The following is a 17,986-nucleotide window of genomic DNA, read 5'->3' on the forward strand; positions in this document are numbered from 1 at the left end:
GATTGTAGGGACGTTCGGGGACGCCCCCGCGTTGCGTCCTCCCTGGCTCGGACGCCTACGCTCACCGCGTGGCCCGTGCTGACCTGGACAAGCAACCGACCGACGTGCGTCGCATGTTCGACACCGTGGCCAAGCGCTACGACCTGACCAACGACCTCATGACGGCCGGCATCCAGCGCAGCTGGCGGCGCTCGATGGTCGACGCCGTCGCGCCGAGGCCCGGCGACCTGGTCCTCGACCTCGCCGCCGGCACCGGGTGCTCCAGCGAGCCGTTCTTCGCCCGCGGCGCGGTCGCCGTGCCGTGCGACTTCTCGGTCGGCATGCTCCGGCAGGGCAAGAAGGACCGGCCCGCGCTGCCGTTCGTGGCCGGCGACGGCACCCGGCTGCCGTTCCTCGACGACACCTTCGACGCGGTGACCATCTCCTACGGGCTGCGCAACTTCGTCGACCCGCTGGCCGGCCTGAAGGAGATGCTCCGGGTGACGCGCCCGGGCGGTCGCCTCGTGGTCTGCGAGTTCAGCCGCCCGGTCAACGGTGCCTTCCGCACGGTCTACCTCGACGGCTTCATGCGAGCCCTGCCCCGGATCGCGTCGGTGACCGCGAGCGCGGCCGACGCCTACGTCTACCTCGCCGAGTCGATCCGGGCCTGGCCCGACCAGGCCGGGCTCGCCGAGCTGATGGTCGAGGCCGGCTGGCAGGCGCCGGAGTGGCGCAACCTCACCGGGGGCATCGTCGCGCTCCACCGCGCCACCGCCTGAGCCGATCCGAGGGCCCCGCGGGCGAATTAGCGCACGTTCGCCTTGCCTAAATGTGCAGGTCAGAGCGGGAATGACGGCCCCGGCCCCCGACGTGACGCACGCCGCACCCGAGTCCTAGACTGTGGCACGCGCCACTAGTGAAGACGTTCACAAGGTCACATGGACCCGTGGGCGCAGGGTCACCGGAAGGACAAGCGATGCAGCTCTACACGCCGATCCTGGCGCTGGCCCTCCTCGCGACGGGCTTCGCGGTCTTCTCCGTCATCATGAGCGCCTTCGTGGGGCCCAAGCGCTACAACCGGGTCAAGGTCGACTCCTACGAATGCGGCATCGAGCCGACGCCGCAGCCCGCCGGCGGCGGCCGGTTCCCGGTGAAGTACTTCATCACCGCGATGCTCTTCATCGTCTTCGACATCGAGATCATCTTCCTCTACCCGTGGGCCGTGAACTTCGACCAGATGGCCCTGTTCGGCCTCGTCGAGATGGCTCTCTTCATCGCGACTGTGTTCGTGGCCTACGCGTACGTATGGCGACGCGGCGGACTGGACTGGGACTGAGGATCGTGATGCACGCACATTGCCCGCGTTGTCGTCGGTCGACGACCGCTCCGCTGCGCTCCGCCGAAGGTCGCCTTCCCTCCTCCGCCTCGGCACTGCACGCGCCTCACGACCCTCAGAAGGAGTTCTGACATGGGAATCGAAGAGAAGCTGCCCAGCGGCGTCCTGCTGACCACCGTCGAGGGGGTGGCCGGCTACATGCGCAAGGCGTCGTTCTGGCCCGCGACCTTCGGCCTGGCCTGCTGCGCCATCGAGATGATGACCAGCGGCGGCCCGAAGTACGACCTCGGTCGCTTCGGCATGGAGGTCTTCCGCGCGAGTCCGCGCCAGGCCGACCTGATGATCGTCGCGGGTCGCGTGAGCCAGAAGATGGCGCCCGTCCTGCGCCAGATCTATGACCAGATGCCCGAGCCCAAGTGGGTCCTCGCGATGGGTGTCTGCGCCTCGTCCGGCGGCATGTTCAACAACTACGCCGTCGTCCAGGGTGTCGACCACGTCGTCCCGGTCGACATGTACCTCCCCGGGTGCCCGCCGCGCCCGGAGATGCTCATCGACGCGATCCTCAAGCTGCACGACCAGGTCCAGCAGACCAAGCTCGGCGCCAACCGCGCCGCCGAGGTGGCCGAGCTCGAGACCGCCGCGCTGCGCGCGCTCCCGACCTCGGAGATGAAGGGCCTGCTGCGATGACCGACGCGCCGGACGACAAGCCGGGCGACCAGCCCGACGAGAAGCACGACGAGAAGGTGGCCGGCAAGGCCGAGGGCACCTCCGGCGACAAGACCGACTCCAACGAGTCCGCCCGTCCGGCCGAGGAGCGCAACCTCGAGAAGGCCAAGTCCGAGACCGGCACCGGCAGCGGTGTCACGCAGTCGGCCCCCGACCAGTCACCGGAGAACGTCCCGGCCCCGACCGGCGAGGTCCGCTCCGTCGGCGAGCGCCACGGCATGTTCGGCGTCCAGGGCTCCGGCGACACCTCCGGCTACGGCGGCCTCGTCGCCGCCAAGGTGCTCCCGGCGCCCTCGCAGAAGCCCTACGGCGGCTGGTTCGACGACGTGGCCGGTGCCCTCGAAGACCGCCTCGAGGCGACCGAGCTGAGCGCGGCCATCGAGAGCGTCGTGGTCCACCGCGGCGAGATCACCTTCCACGTCCGACGCGAGGACCTGCCGTTCGTCGCGCAGATGCTCCGCGACGACGAGGCGCTCCGCTTCGAGTTCTGCTCCGGCGTCAGCGGGGTCCACTACCCCGACGACACCGGTCGCGAGCTGCACGCCGTCTACCACCTCATGTCGATGACCCACAACCGGCTCATCCGCCTCGAGGTCAGCGTGCCGGACAGCGACCCGCACGTCCCGAGCCTGGTGAGCATCTACCCCACGCTCGACTGGCACGAGCGCGAGACCTACGACATGTTCGGCCTGATCTTCGACGGCCACCCGGCGCTGACCCGGGTCCTCATGCCCGACGACTGGCCGGGTCACCCGCAGCGCAAGGACTACCCGCTCGGCGGCATCCCCGTCGAGTACAAGGGCGGGTCGATCCCGCCGCCGGACCAGCGGAGGTCGTACAACTGATGGCCACCCCACGACCTTCTTCTCCTCCGCTTCGCTCCCCCGAACAACGCCGCGGGGACCCCGACACCTCCAGGAGTGTCCAGGTATGAGTACTGAGCAGGACTTCTACGCAGCGCCCGGCGACACCAGCCAGGGCCGCGTCTTCACCGTCACCGGCCAGGACTGGGAGTCGATCACCCAGGACATCGACGAGTCCGCCGAGGAGCGGATCGTGGTCAACATGGGTCCGCAGCACCCGTCGACCCACGGCGTGCTGCGGCTCATCCTCGAGCTCGAGGGTGAGACGGTGACCGAGGCCCGCTGCGGCATCGGCTACCTCCACACCGGCATCGAGAAGAACATGGAGTACCGCTCCTGGGTGCAGGGCACGACCTTCTGCACCCGGATGGACTACCTCTCGCCGTTCTACAACGAGGCGGCCTACGTGCTCGGCGTGGAGCGGCTGCTCGACATCGAGGACGACATCCCGGAGAAGGCCCAGGTCATGCGCGTGCTCCTCATGGAGCTCAACCGCATGTCCTCGCACCTGGTCGCGATCGCGACCGGCGGCATGGAGATCGGCGCCCTGACGGTGATGACCATCGGCTTCCGTGAGCGCGAGCTGGTCCTCGACCTCTTCGAGCTCATCACCGGCCTGCGGATGAACCACGCGTTCTTCCGTCCCGGCGGGGTCGCCCAGGACCTGCCGCCCGGGGCCCTGGACGAGATCCGCGACTTCATCACACTGATGAAGAAGCGCCTCCCGGAGTACGCCGACCTCTGCAACGCCAACCCGATCTTCAAGGGCCGCCTCGTCGACGTCGGCCACCTCGACCTGGCCGGCTGCATCGCGCTCGGCATCACGGGGCCCGTGCTGCGCTCGACCGGCTACGCCTGGGACCTGCGCAAGACGCAGCCCTACAGCGGCTACGAGGACTACGACTTCGAGGTCCAGACCTGGGACACCTGCGACTCCTACGGCCGGTTCCGCATCCGGCTCAACGAGATGTGGGAGTCGCTCAAGATCGTCGAGCAGGCCGCCGACCGGCTGGCCGGGCTCGAGGGCGCGCCGGTCATGGTGGGGGACAAGAAGATCGCCTGGCCCAGCCAGCTCGCCATCGGCAGCGACGGCATGGGCAACAGCATGGACCACATCCGCCACATCATGGGTGAGTCCATGGAGGCGCTGATCCACCACTTCAAGCTGGTCACCGAGGGCTTCCGGGTCCCCGCCGGCCAGGCCTACGTGCCGATCGAGTCCCCGCGCGGCGAGCTGGGCGCCCACGTCGTCTCCGACGGCGGCACGCGTCCGTTCCGCGCTCACTTCCGCGACCCGTCGTTCACCAACCTGCAGGCCACGAGCGTGATGAGCGAGGGGGGCATGGTCTCCGACGTCATCGTCGCCATCGCCTCCATCGACCCCGTGATGGGAGGAGTCGACCGATGAGCACCCCCGCCAAGCTCGACGAGAAGACCTGGGGCGAGCTGCGCGAGATCGCGGCCCGCTACCCCGAGGCCCGCTCCGGCCTGCTCCCGATGCTGCACCTCGTGCAGTCGGTCGAGGGCCGGGTCACCCCCGAGGGCATCGAGGCGTGCGCCGAGATCCTCGGCATCAGCGCCGCCGAGGTCAACGGTGTGGCGACCTTCTACACGATGTACAAGCGCAAGCCCGTCGGTGACTACCACGTCGGGGTCTGCACCAACACGCTCTGCGCGGTGATGGGCGGCGACCTGATCTTCGAGCGGCTCAAGGAGCACCTCGACGTCGGCAACGACGAGACGACCCCCGAGGAGGACGGTCGCCGGAGCATCACGCTCGAGCACATCGAGTGCAACGCGGCCTGCGACTACGCCCCGGTGATGATGGTCAACTGGGAGTTCATGGACAACCAGACCCCCGAGTCCGCCGTCCAGGTCGTCGACGACCTGCGTGCCGGCGCCGAGGTCACCTCCACCCGGGGCCCGCGACTGTGCACCTGGCGCGAGGCCGAGCGCGTGCTCGCCGGCTTCCCCGACGACCGCGCCGACGAGGGCCCGACCGCGGGTCCCGCCTCGCTCGCCGGACTGGCGATCGCCCGCGAGAACGGCTGGACCTCCGGCGCCGACGCGGGTTCTGACAAGGGAGAGTCGAAGTGAGCGACACACTGACCCCGGTCCTCACCGACAACTGGGACACCGAGCGCGCCTGGACGCTGGCGTCCTACGAGGAGCGCGGTGGCTACGCCGCCCTCGACAAGGCGTTCGCGATGGCCCCCGACGACGTCATCAACGCCGTCAAGGAGTCCGGCCTGCGCGGTCGCGGCGGCGCCGGGTTCCCCACGGGCATGAAGTGGGGGTTCATCCCGCAGGACAACCCGAAGCCCAAGTACCTCGTGGTCAACGCCGACGAGTCCGAGCCGGGCACCTGCAAGGACATCCCGCTCATGATGGCCAGCCCGCACACGCTGGTCGAGGGCGTCATCGTCAGCTCCTACGCGATCCGCGCCAACACCGCGTTCATCTACGTCCGCGGCGAGGTGCTCCACGTGATCCGCCGCCTCCAGCGCGCGGTCCAGGAGGCCTACCTGGCCGGTCACCTCGGGAAGAACATCCACGGGTCGGGCTACGACCTCGACCTCATCGTCCACGCCGGCGCCGGCGCCTACATCTGCGGTGAGGAGACCGCGCTGCTCGAGGGTCTGGAGGGTCGTCGCGGACAGCCGCGCCTGCGCCCGCCGTTCCCCGCGGTCGCCGGTCTCTACGCCAGCCCGACGGTCATCAACAACGTCGAGTCCATCGCCTCGGTGCCGAGCATCATCGTCAACGGGCCGTCGTGGTTCGCAGGGATGGGCACCGAGAAGTCCAACGGCTACGGCATCTTCAGCCTCTCCGGGCACGTGAGCACCCCCGGGCAGTACGAAGCCCCGCTGGGGATCACCCTGCGCGAGCTGATCGACCTGGCCGGCGGCATGCGCGAGGGCCACGAGCTGAAGTTCTGGACCCCCGGCGGGTCGAGCACCCCGCTCCTGACGCCCGAGCACCTCGACGTACCCCTCGACTTCGAGTCCGTGGGAGCGGCCGGGTCGATGCTCGGCACGCGCGCACTGCAGCTCTTCGACGAGACGACGTGCGTGGTCCGGGCGGTGCTGCGGTGGACCGAGTTCTACAAGCACGAGTCGTGCGGCAAGTGCACGCCGTGCCGCGAGGGCACGTGGTGGTTGGTCCAGACGCTGGCCAAGCTGGAGAAGGGCGAGGGGAGCGAGGCCGACCTCGACCTCCTGCTCGACCAGTGCGACAACATCCTGGGCCGCTCCTTCTGCGCGCTCGGTGACGGTGCCACGAGCCCGATCTCGAGCTCGATCCAGCACTTCCGCGACGAGTACCTCGCGCACCTGACCCACGGCGGCTGCCCGTTCGACCCGGCCGCCTCGACAGCGTTCTCACCTGTGGGGGCTGAGGCATGACGACGACCGACAAGGCGCCCGACAAGGTCGACACCGACCTCGTCACGCTGACCATCGACGGCGTGCAGGTGAGCGTCCCGAAGGACACCCTGGTCATCCGCGCCGCCGAGCAGGTCGGCGTGCAGATCCCGCGCTTCTGCGACCACCCGCTGCTCGACCCGGTCGGCGCGTGCCGCCAGTGCCTGGTCGACATCCCCGACGCCGGCAACGGTCGCGGCTTCCCCAAGCCGCAGGCCTCCTGCACGCTGCCGGTCGCCGAGGGCATGGTGGTCAACACGCAGGCCACCAGCGAGGTGGCCGACAAGGCGCAGCAGGGCGTCATGGAGTTCCTGCTGGTTAACCACCCGCTCGACTGCCCGGTCTGCGACAAGGGCGGCGAGTGCCCCCTGCAGAACCAGGCGATGAGCAACGGCCGCGGCGAGAGCCGCTTCGCCGAGGGCGGCGGGATCAAGCGGACGTTCCCCAAGCCGATCAACATCTCCGCGCAGGTGCTGCTCGACCGCGAGCGCTGCGTGCTCTGTGCCCGCTGCACCCGCTTCTCCGAGCAGATCGCCGGTGACCCGTTCATCGCTCTCGCCGAGCGCGGTGCGCTCCAGCAGGTCGCGATCTACGAGCGTGAGCCCTACGAGAGCTACTTCTCCGGCAACGCGATCCAGATCTGCCCGGTGGGTGCGCTCACCTCGGCCGACTACCGCTTCCGCTCGCGCCCCTTCGACCTGGTCTCCACCCCGGGCGTCGCCGAGCACGACGCGTGTGGTGCGGCCATCCGGGTCGACCACCGTCGCGGCAAGGTGATGCGTCGCCTCGCCGGCAACGACGCCGCGGTCAACGAGGAGTGGATCAGCGACAAGGACCGCTTCGCGTTCCGCTACGCGACCACCGAGGACCGGATCACCTACCCGCAGGTCCGCGAGACCCTGCCCACCGGCGAACGGGGTGAGCTGCGCCCAGCGTCGTGGCCCGAGGCCTTCGCCGTCGCGGCCCGCGGCCTCCGTGCCGCCGGCGCCGGCGCGGTCCTCACCGGCGGCCGCGTGACCGCCGAGGACGCCTACGCCTACGCCAAGTTCGCCCGCGTGGCCCTCGACACCAACGACGTCGACTTCCGCGCCCGCCCGCACAGCGCCGAGGAGGCCAGCTTCCTGGCCTCGCAGGTCGCCCTGTCAGGCGGCGTGACCTACGACGACCTCGAGGCGGCGCCGGTCGTGGTGCTGCTCGGGCTCGAGCCGGAGGACGAGGCCGCCACGATCTTCCTGCGCCTGCGCAAGGCCGCCAAGCGTGGTCGTACGCAGGTCGTCTCGGTGGCGCCCTTCACCTCGCGCGGCCTGCGCAAGATGCAGGGCCGCCTGGTCGCGACGGCGCCGGGCGCCGAGGTCGAGGCGATCGGGTCGCTCAAGGACGCCGAGCACGGTGTCACCAAGGACGCGGTGATCCTCGTCGGCGAGCGCCTCGCCGGCACCCACGGCGCCCTGTCCGCCGCCGTCGAGCTGGCTCGCACCACCGGGGCCCGGCTGGCCTGGGTCCCGCGCCGCGCCGGTGACCGCGGTGCGGTCGAGGCCGGCGCGCTCCCGAACCTGTTGCCCGGCGGCCGCCCCGTCACCGAGGCCTCGGCCCGCGTCGACGTCGCCGCAGCGTGGGGCGTCGACCAGGTCCCGGCCAAGGTCGGCCGCGACGGCAACGCGATCGTCGCCGCGCTCGCCAAGGGCGACCTCGGCGGTGTCGTGGTCGGCGGTGTCGACCCCGACGACACGGGTGACCCGGCCGCCTTCCGCGCGGCGCTCGACGCGGCCGGCTTCGTGGTCAGCCTCGAGCTTCGCGAGACCGACGTGACCCGGGCCGCCGACGTCGTCCTCCCGGTCGCCCCGGTGACCGACAAGGCCGGCACGTTCGTCACCTGGGACGCCCGGACCCGTGCGTTCGACGCCGTCTTCACCAACCCGGCGTCGCTGCCCGACCTCCGGATCCTCGCTGGCATCGCGGACGAGCTGGGCCGCCCGCTGGGCTTCCGCACCGTCTCCGAGGTGCGCGGCGAGATGCAGGCCCTGGGCCCGTGGGACGGGGCACGTGCCGAGCTCGACGCGGGCAAGGCGCCGCGCGCGGCCAAGGCACCGAAGGGCGAGCACCCGATGGCGCTCGCCACCTGGAAGCAGCTGGTCGACCTCGGCGCGATGCAGGACGGCGAGGAGCACCTGCGCGCCACCGCCCGCACCCCGGTCGCCCGCCTCAGCCGGGCGTCGTACGACGCCGTGCTCGCGAGCTCGGACACCAGCCTCGACGGCGCGGGTGAGCAGCAGCTGGTCACCGTCACCGGAGACCGCGGCAGCCTGACGCTGCCCGCCGTGGTCGCCGACCTGCCCGACGACGTGGTCTGGGTCCCGACCCGGTCCGTCGGTCGCGGGGTCCTCGCCGAGCTCGCCTCACCGGGCAGCCCGGTCACCGTGAAGGGAGCCTCCCGATGATGAGCCTGGGTCTCGAAACGCTCGCTGCTCCACCGGCAGTCCTGGCCGCCGACCTGCCCGATGTGGGCCTGGCGCAGTTCGGCCAGGACCCGTGGTGGGTGATCCTGCTCAAGGCCGTCCTCATCTTCGTGGTCCTGGTGGTGCTGACGCTCTTCAACATCTGGTTCGAGCGTCGCGTCGTGGCCCGCATGCAGCACCGCGTCGGCCCCAACGTGCACGGACCCTTCGGCCTCCTGCAGTCGCTCGCCGACGGCGTGAAGCTGGCGCTGAAGGAGGACATCATCCCGACGGCGGCCGACAAGGTCGTGTTCCTCCTCGCCCCGGTGATCTCGGTGGTGCCGGCGTTCGTCGTCTGGGCGGTGATCCCGTTCGGCCCCGAGGTCAACTTCTTCGGTCACCAGACGCCGCTGCAGCTGACCGACATGCCGGTGGCCGTGCTGTTCATGCTCGCCATCGCCTCGATCGGCATCTACGGCATCGTCCTCGGCGGCTGGTCGTCCGGGTCGACCTACTCCCTGCTCGGCGGCCTCCGCTCGAGCGCGCAGATGATCTCCTACGAGGTCGCGATGGGCCTCGCGCTCGTCGCGGTCTTCCTCTACGCCGGCTCCATGTCGACTTCGGAGATCGTGGCCGCGCAGGACCGGCTCTGGTTCGGGCTGATCCTGCTCCCGTCGTTCGTCATCTACGTCATCTCGATGGTCGGCGAGACCAACCGAGCACCCTTCGACCTGCCGGAGGCCGAGGGCGAGCTGGTCGGCGGCTTCCACACCGAGTACTCCAGCCTGAAGTTCGCGCTGTTCTTCCTGGCCGAGTACATCAACCTCGCGACCGTGTCCGCCATCGCCACCACGCTGTTCCTCGGCGGCTGGGCGGCCCCGTGGGGCATCGAGCAGCTCTGGGACGGCGCCAACAGCGGCTACTGGCCGGTGCTGTGGTTCTTCGGCAAGGTCTTCTGCTTCATCTTCTTGTTCGTCTGGCTGCGCGGCTCACTGCCCCGCATGCGCTACGACCAGTTCATGGCGCTGGGCTGGAAGGTCCTGATCCCGGTCTCGCTGGCCTGGATCGTGGCCGTCGCCACCATCCGCGTGATCTCGCTCGAGGGTGAGATCAACCGCACCTACCTCGTGGCCGCGATCGCCGTGCTGCTCGTCCTCACCGTCGGACTGATGTTCCTCGGTGACAGGAAGGACCAGGACGCGCCGTTCGAGGTGAGCGACGAGCCGCACGACGCCTTCGCCGGCGGCTTCCCCGTCCCGCCGATGCCCGCCGGTGGTGCCGTCCGCGGTGCTGCGGCGCCGCTGACGTTCGCCACCGACCGCACCACCGTCACCGCAGCAGCGGAGGAGAACCATGAGTGAGTCCTCGCAGAGCTCGAGCGGCAGCTCGGGTGCCAAGGGCGTCAAGGAGAGCTTCTGGGACCCGGTCGCCGGGTTCGGGGTCACCTTCCGGACGATGTTCAAGAAGGTCGTCACCGAGCAGTACCCCTTCGAGAAGCTGCCGACGGCACCTCGCTTCCACGGCCGGCACCAGCTCAACCGCTGGCCCGACGGGCTCGAGAAGTGCATCGGCTGCGAGCTGTGCGCCTGGGCCTGCCCGGCCGACGCGATCTACGTCGAAGGTGCCTCCAACAGCGACCTCGAGGACGCGGACGGCAACAGCCAGCGCTTCAGCCCCGGCGAGCGCTACGGCCGCGTCTACCAGATCAACTACCTGCGCTGCATCCTGTGCGGGCTGTGCATCGAGGCGTGCCCGACGCGCGCGCTGACGATGACGAACGAGTACGAGCTGGCCGACGACAACCGCGCCGACCTCATCTACGAGAAGTCCGACCTGCTCGCTCCGCTGCTGCCCGGCATGGAGCAGCCCCCGCACCCGATGCGCCTCGGCGACGACGAAGGTGACTACTACAGGGGGACCACGCGATGACGTTCTGGATCCTCGCCCCGATCATGGTGGTCGCCGCGCTGGGCATCCTGTTCGTCCGCAAGGCCGTGCACGCCGCGCTGCTGCTCGCCGTGGTGATGATCAACCTGGCGTTCCTCTACGCCGTGATGGACGCTCCGTTCCTCTTCGCCGTCCAGATCATCGTCTACACCGGCGCCATCTTGATGCTGTTCCTCTTCGTGATGATGCTGATCGGCGTCGACGCCACCGACTCGTCCGTGGAGACGATCCGCGGCCAGCGCGCGATGGCGGTCGTGCTGGGCCTGCTCTTCGGTGCCGTCCTGGTGATCGGCGTCAGCCAGGTCACCCTCGGCACGGTCGTCGGCCTCGACGACGCCAACGAGGGCGGCAACGTCCAGGCCATCGCCAACGTCCTGTTCTCCAAGTACGTCTTCGCCTTCGAGGCCACCAGCGCGCTGCTGATCACCGCCGCGCTCGGCGCCATGGTGCTCGCCCACCGCGAGCGGCTCACGCCGAAGGCGACGCAGGCCGACCTGGCCGCGCAGCGCATGCGCGACTACGCCGACCACGGCAAGCACCTCGGTCCGCTTCCCTCGCCCGGTGTCTACGCCCGCCACAACGCGGTCGACACCCCGGCGCTGCTGCCCGACGGCACCGCTGCCGAGTCGTCGGTCTCCCGGGTGCTCGCCGCCCGCGGCACCGTCCGCTCGGCGCCGGCCATGGTCGACGACATCGACGACGTACGCCGCCAGCTGAGCGGTCTCGACGGGCACGGCGACCCGACCGAGATGCCCGAGACGTCCGGCAAGGACGGCGCCCCGGCGAGCACGACGGAGGACGAGAAGTGACCGAGTACGTGGTGCTCTCGGCGATCCTGTTCACCATCGGGTGCGTGGGTGTGCTCACCCGCCGCAACGCCATCGTGGTGTTCATGTGCGTGGAGCTGATGCTCAACGCCTGCAACCTCGCGTTCGTCGCCTTCGCCCGCCAGCACGGCAACCTCGACGGCCAGATCACCGCCTTCTTCGTGATGGTGGTGGCCGCTGCCGAGGTCGTGATCGGGCTCGCGATCATCATGACCATCTTCCGCACGCGACGCTCGGCCTCGGTCGACGACGCCAGCCTGCTGAAGTACTGAGGGAGCACCCGTGAACCTGTTGTCCCACTCGGTCCTCCTCGCGGCCGAGGGCCCTGCGAACGCGCCGGTCGTCTCGCCCGACACCGGTGCGGGAGGGGTCTTCGACCTGCTCTGGCTCGTGATCGGCCTGCCGCTGCTCGGCGCCGTCCTGCTGCTGGGCGTCGCGCCGTTCCTCCCGGCCTCTCTCAAGGCGGCCGTCGACAAGCACGGCCACCTGGTCGGCACCGCGGCCGCGGTCCTGTCCTTCGTGCTCAGCCTGGTCCTGTTCGTCTCGCTGCTCGGCCGTGACGCCGAGGAGCGCCAGGTCGGCCAGCACCTGTGGACCTGGTTCGAGACCGGCCAGCTCAGCGTCGGGATGGACCTGCTCTACGACCAGCTGTCGGCGCTGTTCCTGCTGCTGATCACCGGTGTCGGGTCGCTGATCCACGTCTACGCCATCGGCTACATGGAGCACGACGCGCGTCGTCGTCGGTTCTTCGGCTACCTCAACCTCTTCGTCGCCGCCATGCTCACGCTGATCCTCTCGGCGAACTTCGTGGGCCTCTTCCTCGGCTGGGAGGGCGTGGGCCTGGCGTCGTACCTCCTGATCGGGTTCTGGCAGCACAAGCCGTCCGCGGCCGCGGCCGCGAAGAAGGCGTTCGTGATCAACCGGGTCGGTGACATCGGCCTGACGCTGGCGATCGCGCTGATGTTCGCGACCTTCGGCACCACCGACTTCGGCGGCGTCAGCGAGCTCGCCTCGCAGGCCGACCAGGGCACGCTCAACGCGCTGGGCCTGCTGCTGCTCCTCGGTGCCTGCGGCAAGTCGGCCCAGGTGCCGCTGCAGTCCTGGCTGCTCGACGCGATGGAGGGACCGACCCCGGTCTCGGCGCTCATCCACGCCGCGACGATGGTCACCGCCGGCGTCTACCTCGTGGTCCGCTCCAACTTCATCTACGAGCTCACGCCGCTCGCCCAGACCACGGTCGTCATCGTCGCGACCGTCACCCTCCTGTGGGGTGCGGTCATCGGCTGTGCCAAGGACGACATCAAGAAGGCGCTGGCCGGCTCGACGATGAGCCAGATCGGCTACATGATGCTCGCCGCCGGCCTCGGCCCGGTGGGCTACCCGTTCGCGATCTTCCACCTGCTGACCCACGGCTTCTTCAAGGCCAACATGTTCCTCGGCGCCGGCTCGGTCATGCACGGCATGAACGACGACGTCGACATGCGGCGCTACGGCGCGCTGCGCAAGGCCATGCCGGTGACGTTCCTGACCTTCGCGATGGGCTACCTCGCGATCATCGGCTTCCCGCTGTTCTCCGGCTTCTGGTCCAAGGACCGGATCATCGAGACGGCGCTCGCCGACAACCTGGTCATCGGCCTGCTGGCGATGCTCGGGGCAGGTGTGACGGGCTTCTACATGACACGCCTGATGCTGATGACGTTCTTCGGCGAGAAGCGCTGGGCCGAGGACGTCCACCCGCACGAGTCGCCCCGGGTGATGACCGTGCCCCTCATCGTGCTCGCCGCGCTGTCCGTCCTCGGTGGCGTGCTGCTGCTGGGTGACTGGATCGTCACCTGGCTCGAGCCGGTGACCGGTCACGTCGAGCACCACGAGCCGCCGCTGCCGGCGCTCGTGATCACGCTCATGATCACCGCGGTCGTGGCGATCGGCGTCGCTGCCGCGTGGTTCCTCGTCGGCAAGCGCGAGGTGCCCCGCGAGGCTCCGCAGGACGTCTCGTTCGCGACCCGGGCCGCCCGCGCCGACCTCTACGGTGACGCGATCAACGACGGTGTCGTCGTCCGTCCGGGTGCGGGGCTCGTCAGCGGCCTGCTGACCCTCGACCGCGGCGGGATCGACGGCGCCGTCATGGGTGGCGCTGCGGCCGTCCGTGGTGTCTCGAGCACCCTGCGACGCGTCCAGAACGGCTTCGTCCGCTCCTACGCCCTGTCCCTCCTCGGTGGCGCCCTGCTGGTCGTCCTCGCTCTCCTGGCGGTGAACCTCGGATGATGCTGACTGTCCTGATCCTCGTGCCGCTCGTCGGCGCGCTCGCGGTCGCCTTCGTGCCCCGCGCCCAGGTGCGCCCGGTCGGTCTCGCCTTCGGCTTGGCGTCCCTCGCCTACGGGCTGCTCGTCGCGAGCCGCTACGACGTCGACGGCGGCATGCAGATGACCGAGACCCACACCTGGATCGAGGCGATGGGCGTCCACTACGCCCTGGGCCTCGACGGGCTGGGCCTGATGATGGTGCTGCTGACCGTCGCGATCGTCCCGCCGGTGATGCTCGCCTCCTGGAAGGAGAGCGAGTCCCCGGAGGGCAGGGGAGCGCGGTCGTTCTTCGCGTGGGTCCTGGCGCTGGAGGCGATGTCGCTCGCGGTCTACACCGCCACCGACGTGCTCCTGTTCTACGTCGTCTTCGAGGCCACGCTGATCCCGGCCTACTTCCTGATCGGCGGCTTCGGTCGCTCGGGACGCGGCCGCGCGGCGACGAAGTTCCTCATCTACCAGCTCGCCGGCGGACTGATCCTGCTCGCCTCGGTCATCGGCCTCTACGTCGTCTCCGCGGACGCGGGCAACCCGAGCTTCCTGATCAGCGACCTGGCCGCGCTCGACATCGACCCGGTCACGCAGCGCTGGCTCTTCGTCGGCTTCTTCGTCGCCTTCGCGATCAAGGCCCCGATCTTCCCCTTCCACACCTGGCTGGCCGACACGAGCGAGAAGGCGACCCCGAGCACCTCGGTGCTCCTGGTCTGCGTGCTCGACAAGATCGGCACCTTCGGCATGCTGCGCTTCTGCCTCGGTCTGCTGCCCGACGCCTCGCAGTGGGCGACGCCGGTCGTGGTCGTGCTCGCGCTGATCTCGATCGTCTACGGCGCACTGATCGCCATCGGCCAGGACGACGTCCTGCGGCTGATCGGCCTGACGTCGCTGTCGCACTTCGGCTTCATCGTGCTGGGCATCTTCGTCTTCAACGCCACCGGCGGGACCGGCGCGATCCTCTACATGGTCAACCACGGCATCGCGACGGCGTTGATGTTCCTCGTCGCGGGGTTCCTCATCAACCGCACCGGCACGACGCTGATCAGCCAGATGGGCGGTGTGGAGAAGCACGCGCCGATCCTCGCCGGCTCCTTCCTCATCGGCGGGCTAGCGGCCTGCGGCCTGCCGGGCCTCTCGCCGTTCGTCTCCGAGGTGATGGTCATCATCGCCGCGTTCGACCACCACTGGCTGGTCGGCTCGGTGGCGGTGCTGGCGATCGTGCTGGCCGCCATCTACGCGCTCTGGATGTATCAGCGCACGATGACCGGCGCCGACCGCACGGGCGTGGCGCCGGTGGCCGACCTCGACCGGCGTGAGGTCGGGATCGTGGCCCCGCTGGTGCTCGCGCTGGTGCTCTTCGGCTTCTTCCCGATGCCGCTCCTCGACGTCATCAATCCCTTCGTCCACGACTCGCTGACGAGTGTGGGCATCAGCCTGGAGGGTGGCCCCCAGTGACCGACTTCGTGAAGCCGAGCATCGACTACTTCGAGCTCTCACCGCTCCTGGTCGTCTTCGCCGTGGCGTGCCTCGGCGTCGTCGTGGAGGCCTTCTTCCCGCGGGCCCTGCGCTACCGCGCGCAGGTCGTCGTGGCGCTCGTCGGCCTCGTGGCCGCCCTGGTGGGCGTCGTCCTCGTGGCGCGTGCGGTGACGACGTACGACGACGGGGCCGCGCGCGGCGTCCTCGCGGTCGGTGGCACGGTGGCCGTCGACGGACCGAGCCTGTTCATCTGGGGGCTGGTCCTCGCGCTCGCGATCGCCGGTGTGCTGCTCTTCGCCGAGCGTCACCTCGACGGCGGCGTGTCGGCCTTCGCGGGTCAGGCCGCGGCCGTGCCGGGCACCGACGCGGAGAGCGCGTCCATCGCCGCGCACCGCGAGCACACCGAGATCTACCCGCTCATGATGTTCGCGGTCTTCGGCATGATGCTCTTCCCGGCCGCCAACGACCTGCTCACCATGTTCGTCGGGCTCGAGGTCCTCTCGCTCCCGCTCTACCTGCTCAGCGGGCTGGCCCGTCGCCGGCGGCTGCTGAGCCAGGAGGCGGCGCTCAAGTACTTCCTGCTCGGTGCCTTCTCCTCGGGCTTCTTCCTCTACGGCGCCGCGCTGCTCTACGGCTACGCCGGCTCCATGGACTTCGCCGCGATCAACGAGGCCGTGCGCAACGACGTGGGCAGCTCGAGCCTGCTGCTCATCGGCACCGGCCTGCTGTCGGTCGGCCTGCTCTTCAAGGTCGGCGCCGTCCCGTTCCAGGCCTGGACCCCCGACGTCTATCAGGGTGCCCCGACCCCGGTCGTGGCCTTCATGGCCGCTGGCACCAAGGTCGCCGCGTTCGGTGCGCTCCTGCGCCTGTTCTACGTCGCCCTCGGCGCGGACCGCTGGTCGTGGCAGCCGATGCTGTGGATCATCGCGATCCTCTCGATGTTCGTCGGCACGATCCTCGCGATGACGCAGAGCGACATCAAGCGCCTGCTGGCCTACTCGTCGGTCGCGCACACCGGCTTCATCCTCGTCGGCGTGATCGGCCTCCAGACCTCCGACCAGCTCGCCGACGGCGAGATCACCTCGCTCCAGGCCGTGCTCTTCTACCTCGCCACCTACGGGTTCGCGACCATCGGGGCGTTCGCCGTGGTCAGCCTGGTGCGCGACAGCGGCGGCGAGACGACCGCGCTCGCCCGCTGGGCGGGCCTCGGGAAGGAGTCCCCGGTCGTGGCGGCGGTCTTCGCCTTCTTCCTGCTCGCCCTGGCCGGCATCCCCCTGACCGCCGGGTTCGTCGGCAAGCTCGCGGTCTTCTCGGCTGCCCTGGCCGCCGGCGCGTGGCCGGTGGTCGTGGCCGCGATCGCGGCCAGCATCCTGGCGGTCGCCCTCTACGTCCGGGTGATCAAGGTGATGTTCTTCGACGAGCCCGTCGGCGAGGGACCGAGCGTGACCTACCCGTCCGTGCTCACCGCGACGACGATCGCCGTCGGTGCCGTGGTGACCCTCGTCCTGGGCATCGTGCCGGGGCCGGTTCTCGATCTGGCCGCCGTTGCTGGAGAATTCATCAGGTGACCTCCTCGTCCCTCGCGCTGCCTGTCGTCGACACCGCTCTCGAGCAGCGGCTCGTCGCACGACTGGCACGGGTCGAGGAGCTGCTGAAGGCGCACTGCGAGGCGCGCACGCCCTACGTCACCCGGGCCGCCGCGCACCTGATGATGGCCGGTGGCAAGCGGTTCCGGCCGCTGCTGGTGATGCTCGCGGCGGAGACCGGGACGCATCCCGACGCCCCTGAGGTCGACACCGCGGCGTGCGTCGTGGAGCTGACCCACGTCGCGTCGCTCTACCACGACGACGTGATGGACGAGGCCGACCTGCGCCGGGGCGCCGACACGGCCAACGCCCGCTGGGACAACCACGTCGCGATCCTCACCGGGGACTTCCTGTTCGGTCGCTCCTCCGAGCTGACCGCCGATCTCGGCCCCGACGCCGTACGCATCCAGGCGCGCACGTTCAACCGCCTGGTCGAGGGCCAGATCCTCGAGACGGTCGAGCCCGGGCCCGACGAGGACGCCCTCCAGCACTACCTCGAGGTCGTCGCCGGCAAGACCGGCTCGCTGATCGCCACCTCCGCGCGCTACGGCGCGATGTTCGGCGGCGCGCGCCCCGAGGTCGTCGAGGCGCTTAGCGCCTATGGCGAGATCGTCGGCATGTCGTTCCAGCTCTCCGACGACATCCTCGACATCGCCTCCGCGTCGGAGGAGTCGGGCAAGACGCCCGGCACCGACCTCCGCGAGGGCGTGCCGACACTGCCGGTGCTGATGGCCCAGGCCTCCACCGACCCGGCCGACGCCCGCCTGCTCGAGCTGCTGTCCCAGCCGCTCACCGACGACGCGCTCCACGCCGAGGCGCTCGACCTGCTCCGCGACCACCCCGCGATGGACCAGGCCCGGGGCTACGTCCTCAGCGAGGCCGCGCGCGCCAAGAAGCTGCTCGAGGTGCTCGATCCCGGCCCGGTCCGCACGGCGCTGGAGTCCTTCGCCGACGCCGTCGCCACCCGCTCCGCCTGACCTCCGGCGGGTAGTCCCCTACGTTCTCGTCGCCCGGGCTGGGTAGTCCCCTACGTTCTGGTCGGCCGGGCTGGGTAGTCCCCTACGTTCTGGTCGCCCGGGCTGGGTAGTCCCCTAC

General features: G+C 69.9%; 16 protein-coding genes. All 16 read left to right on the forward strand.

Translation table 11 applies throughout. The features are described from left to right. The first annotated feature begins 68 nt into the window (after positions 1-68). The gene (locus tag IEZ25_RS04090) at positions 69-758 is read left to right on the forward strand and encodes a demethylmenaquinone methyltransferase (RefSeq protein ID WP_191198158.1); all 690 of its coding nucleotides are present in this window, start codon (positions 69-71) and stop codon (positions 756-758) included. A 197-nt stretch (positions 759-955) separates the two neighbouring features. Continuing rightward, positions 956-1,315, forward strand: coding sequence for an NADH-quinone oxidoreductase subunit A (locus IEZ25_RS04095; RefSeq protein ID WP_191198159.1), 360 nt, complete (start codon positions 956-958; stop codon positions 1,313-1,315). A gap of 132 nt (positions 1,316-1,447) precedes the next feature. Next, entirely contained in the window at positions 1,448-2,002 is a 555-nt protein-coding gene (locus tag IEZ25_RS04100; RefSeq protein WP_191198160.1) for a NuoB/complex I 20 kDa subunit family protein, read from the forward strand. Further along, positions 1,999-2,886, forward strand: a complete 888-nt coding sequence (locus IEZ25_RS04105) for an NADH-quinone oxidoreductase subunit C (RefSeq protein ID WP_191198161.1) — start codon at positions 1,999-2,001, stop codon at positions 2,884-2,886. Before IEZ25_RS04100 ends, IEZ25_RS04105 begins: the two co-directional genes overlap by 4 nt. Positions 2,887-2,971: 85 nt before the next feature. Continuing rightward, a complete protein-coding gene (locus tag IEZ25_RS04110) occupies positions 2,972-4,312 on the forward strand; it encodes an NADH-quinone oxidoreductase subunit D (RefSeq protein ID WP_191198162.1) in 1,341 nt (446 codons plus the stop codon). Beyond that, complete coding sequence (gene nuoE / locus IEZ25_RS04115) at positions 4,309-5,001, forward strand: NADH-quinone oxidoreductase subunit NuoE (protein ID WP_191198163.1); 693 nt, start codon at positions 4,309-4,311, stop codon at positions 4,999-5,001. Before IEZ25_RS04110 ends, nuoE begins: the two co-directional genes overlap by 4 nt. After that, a complete protein-coding gene (nuoF, locus tag IEZ25_RS04120) occupies positions 4,998-6,308 on the forward strand; it encodes an NADH-quinone oxidoreductase subunit NuoF (protein WP_191198164.1) in 1,311 nt (436 codons plus the stop codon). Before nuoE ends, nuoF begins: the two co-directional genes overlap by 4 nt. Then, on the forward strand, positions 6,305-8,764 hold the full coding sequence (locus IEZ25_RS04125; RefSeq protein WP_191198165.1) for an NADH-quinone oxidoreductase subunit G: 2,460 nt from the start codon (positions 6,305-6,307) through the stop codon (positions 8,762-8,764). The genes nuoF and IEZ25_RS04125 overlap by 4 nt, the downstream gene beginning before the upstream one ends. Beyond that, positions 8,764-10,122, forward strand: coding sequence for an NADH-quinone oxidoreductase subunit NuoH (nuoH, locus tag IEZ25_RS04130; protein ID WP_224748483.1), 1,359 nt, complete (start codon positions 8,764-8,766; stop codon positions 10,120-10,122). Before IEZ25_RS04125 ends, nuoH begins: the two co-directional genes overlap by 1 nt. Next, entirely contained in the window at positions 10,115-10,690 is a 576-nt protein-coding gene (nuoI, locus tag IEZ25_RS04135; RefSeq protein WP_191198167.1) for an NADH-quinone oxidoreductase subunit NuoI, read from the forward strand. Before nuoH ends, nuoI begins: the two co-directional genes overlap by 8 nt. Next, complete coding sequence (locus tag IEZ25_RS04140; RefSeq protein WP_191198168.1) at positions 10,687-11,517, forward strand: NADH-quinone oxidoreductase subunit J; 831 nt, start codon at positions 10,687-10,689, stop codon at positions 11,515-11,517. The genes nuoI and IEZ25_RS04140 overlap by 4 nt, the downstream gene beginning before the upstream one ends. Further along, positions 11,514-11,807 (forward strand): NADH-quinone oxidoreductase subunit NuoK, encoded by a 294-nt coding sequence (gene nuoK, locus IEZ25_RS04145; RefSeq protein ID WP_056602129.1) that lies wholly within the window; start codon positions 11,514-11,516, stop codon positions 11,805-11,807. The genes IEZ25_RS04140 and nuoK overlap by 4 nt, the downstream gene beginning before the upstream one ends. A gap of 106 nt (positions 11,808-11,913) precedes the next feature. After that, entirely contained in the window at positions 11,914-13,800 is a 1,887-nt protein-coding gene (gene nuoL, locus IEZ25_RS04150) for an NADH-quinone oxidoreductase subunit L (protein WP_224748523.1), read from the forward strand. Then, entirely contained in the window at positions 13,800-15,284 is a 1,485-nt protein-coding gene (locus IEZ25_RS04155) for an NADH-quinone oxidoreductase subunit M (protein ID WP_191198169.1), read from the forward strand. Before nuoL ends, IEZ25_RS04155 begins: the two co-directional genes overlap by 1 nt. Further along, positions 15,281-16,873, forward strand: a complete 1,593-nt coding sequence (gene nuoN / locus IEZ25_RS04160; RefSeq protein ID WP_191198170.1) for an NADH-quinone oxidoreductase subunit NuoN — start codon at positions 15,281-15,283, stop codon at positions 16,871-16,873. The genes IEZ25_RS04155 and nuoN overlap by 4 nt, the downstream gene beginning before the upstream one ends. Next, a complete protein-coding gene (locus IEZ25_RS04165; protein WP_191198171.1) occupies positions 16,870-17,868 on the forward strand; it encodes a polyprenyl synthetase family protein in 999 nt (332 codons plus the stop codon). Before nuoN ends, IEZ25_RS04165 begins: the two co-directional genes overlap by 4 nt. Positions 17,869-17,986: the final 118 nt, after the last annotated feature.

This window comes from Nocardioides hwasunensis, from assembly GCF_014779665.1.
In the GTDB taxonomy this organism is placed as follows: domain Bacteria; phylum Actinomycetota; class Actinomycetes; order Propionibacteriales; family Nocardioidaceae; genus Nocardioides; species Nocardioides hwasunensis.

Excerpts from the sequence above, each read along its gene's own strand:
- IEZ25_RS04095 (WP_191198159.1), top strand. The coding sequence starts at position 956 with ATGCAGCTCTACACGCCGATCCTGGCGCTGGCCCTCCTCGCGACGGGC.
- IEZ25_RS04100 (WP_191198160.1), top strand. The coding sequence starts at position 1,448 with ATGGGAATCGAAGAGAAGCTGCCCAGCGGCGTCCTGCTGACCACCGTC.
- IEZ25_RS04105 (WP_191198161.1), top strand. The coding sequence starts at position 1,999 with ATGACCGACGCGCCGGACGACAAGCCGGGCGACCAGCCCGACGAGAAG.
- IEZ25_RS04110 (WP_191198162.1), top strand. The coding sequence starts at position 2,972 with ATGAGTACTGAGCAGGACTTCTACGCAGCGCCCGGCGACACCAGCCAG.
- nuoE (WP_191198163.1), top strand. The coding sequence starts at position 4,309 with ATGAGCACCCCCGCCAAGCTCGACGAGAAGACCTGGGGCGAGCTGCGC.
- IEZ25_RS04125 (WP_191198165.1), top strand. The coding sequence starts at position 6,305 with ATGACGACGACCGACAAGGCGCCCGACAAGGTCGACACCGACCTCGTC.
- nuoH (WP_224748483.1), top strand. The coding sequence starts at position 8,764 with ATGAGCCTGGGTCTCGAAACGCTCGCTGCTCCACCGGCAGTCCTGGCC.
- nuoI (WP_191198167.1), top strand. The coding sequence starts at position 10,115 with ATGAGTGAGTCCTCGCAGAGCTCGAGCGGCAGCTCGGGTGCCAAGGGC.
- IEZ25_RS04140 (WP_191198168.1), top strand. The coding sequence starts at position 10,687 with ATGACGTTCTGGATCCTCGCCCCGATCATGGTGGTCGCCGCGCTGGGC.
- IEZ25_RS04155 (WP_191198169.1), top strand. The coding sequence starts at position 13,800 with ATGCTGACTGTCCTGATCCTCGTGCCGCTCGTCGGCGCGCTCGCGGTC.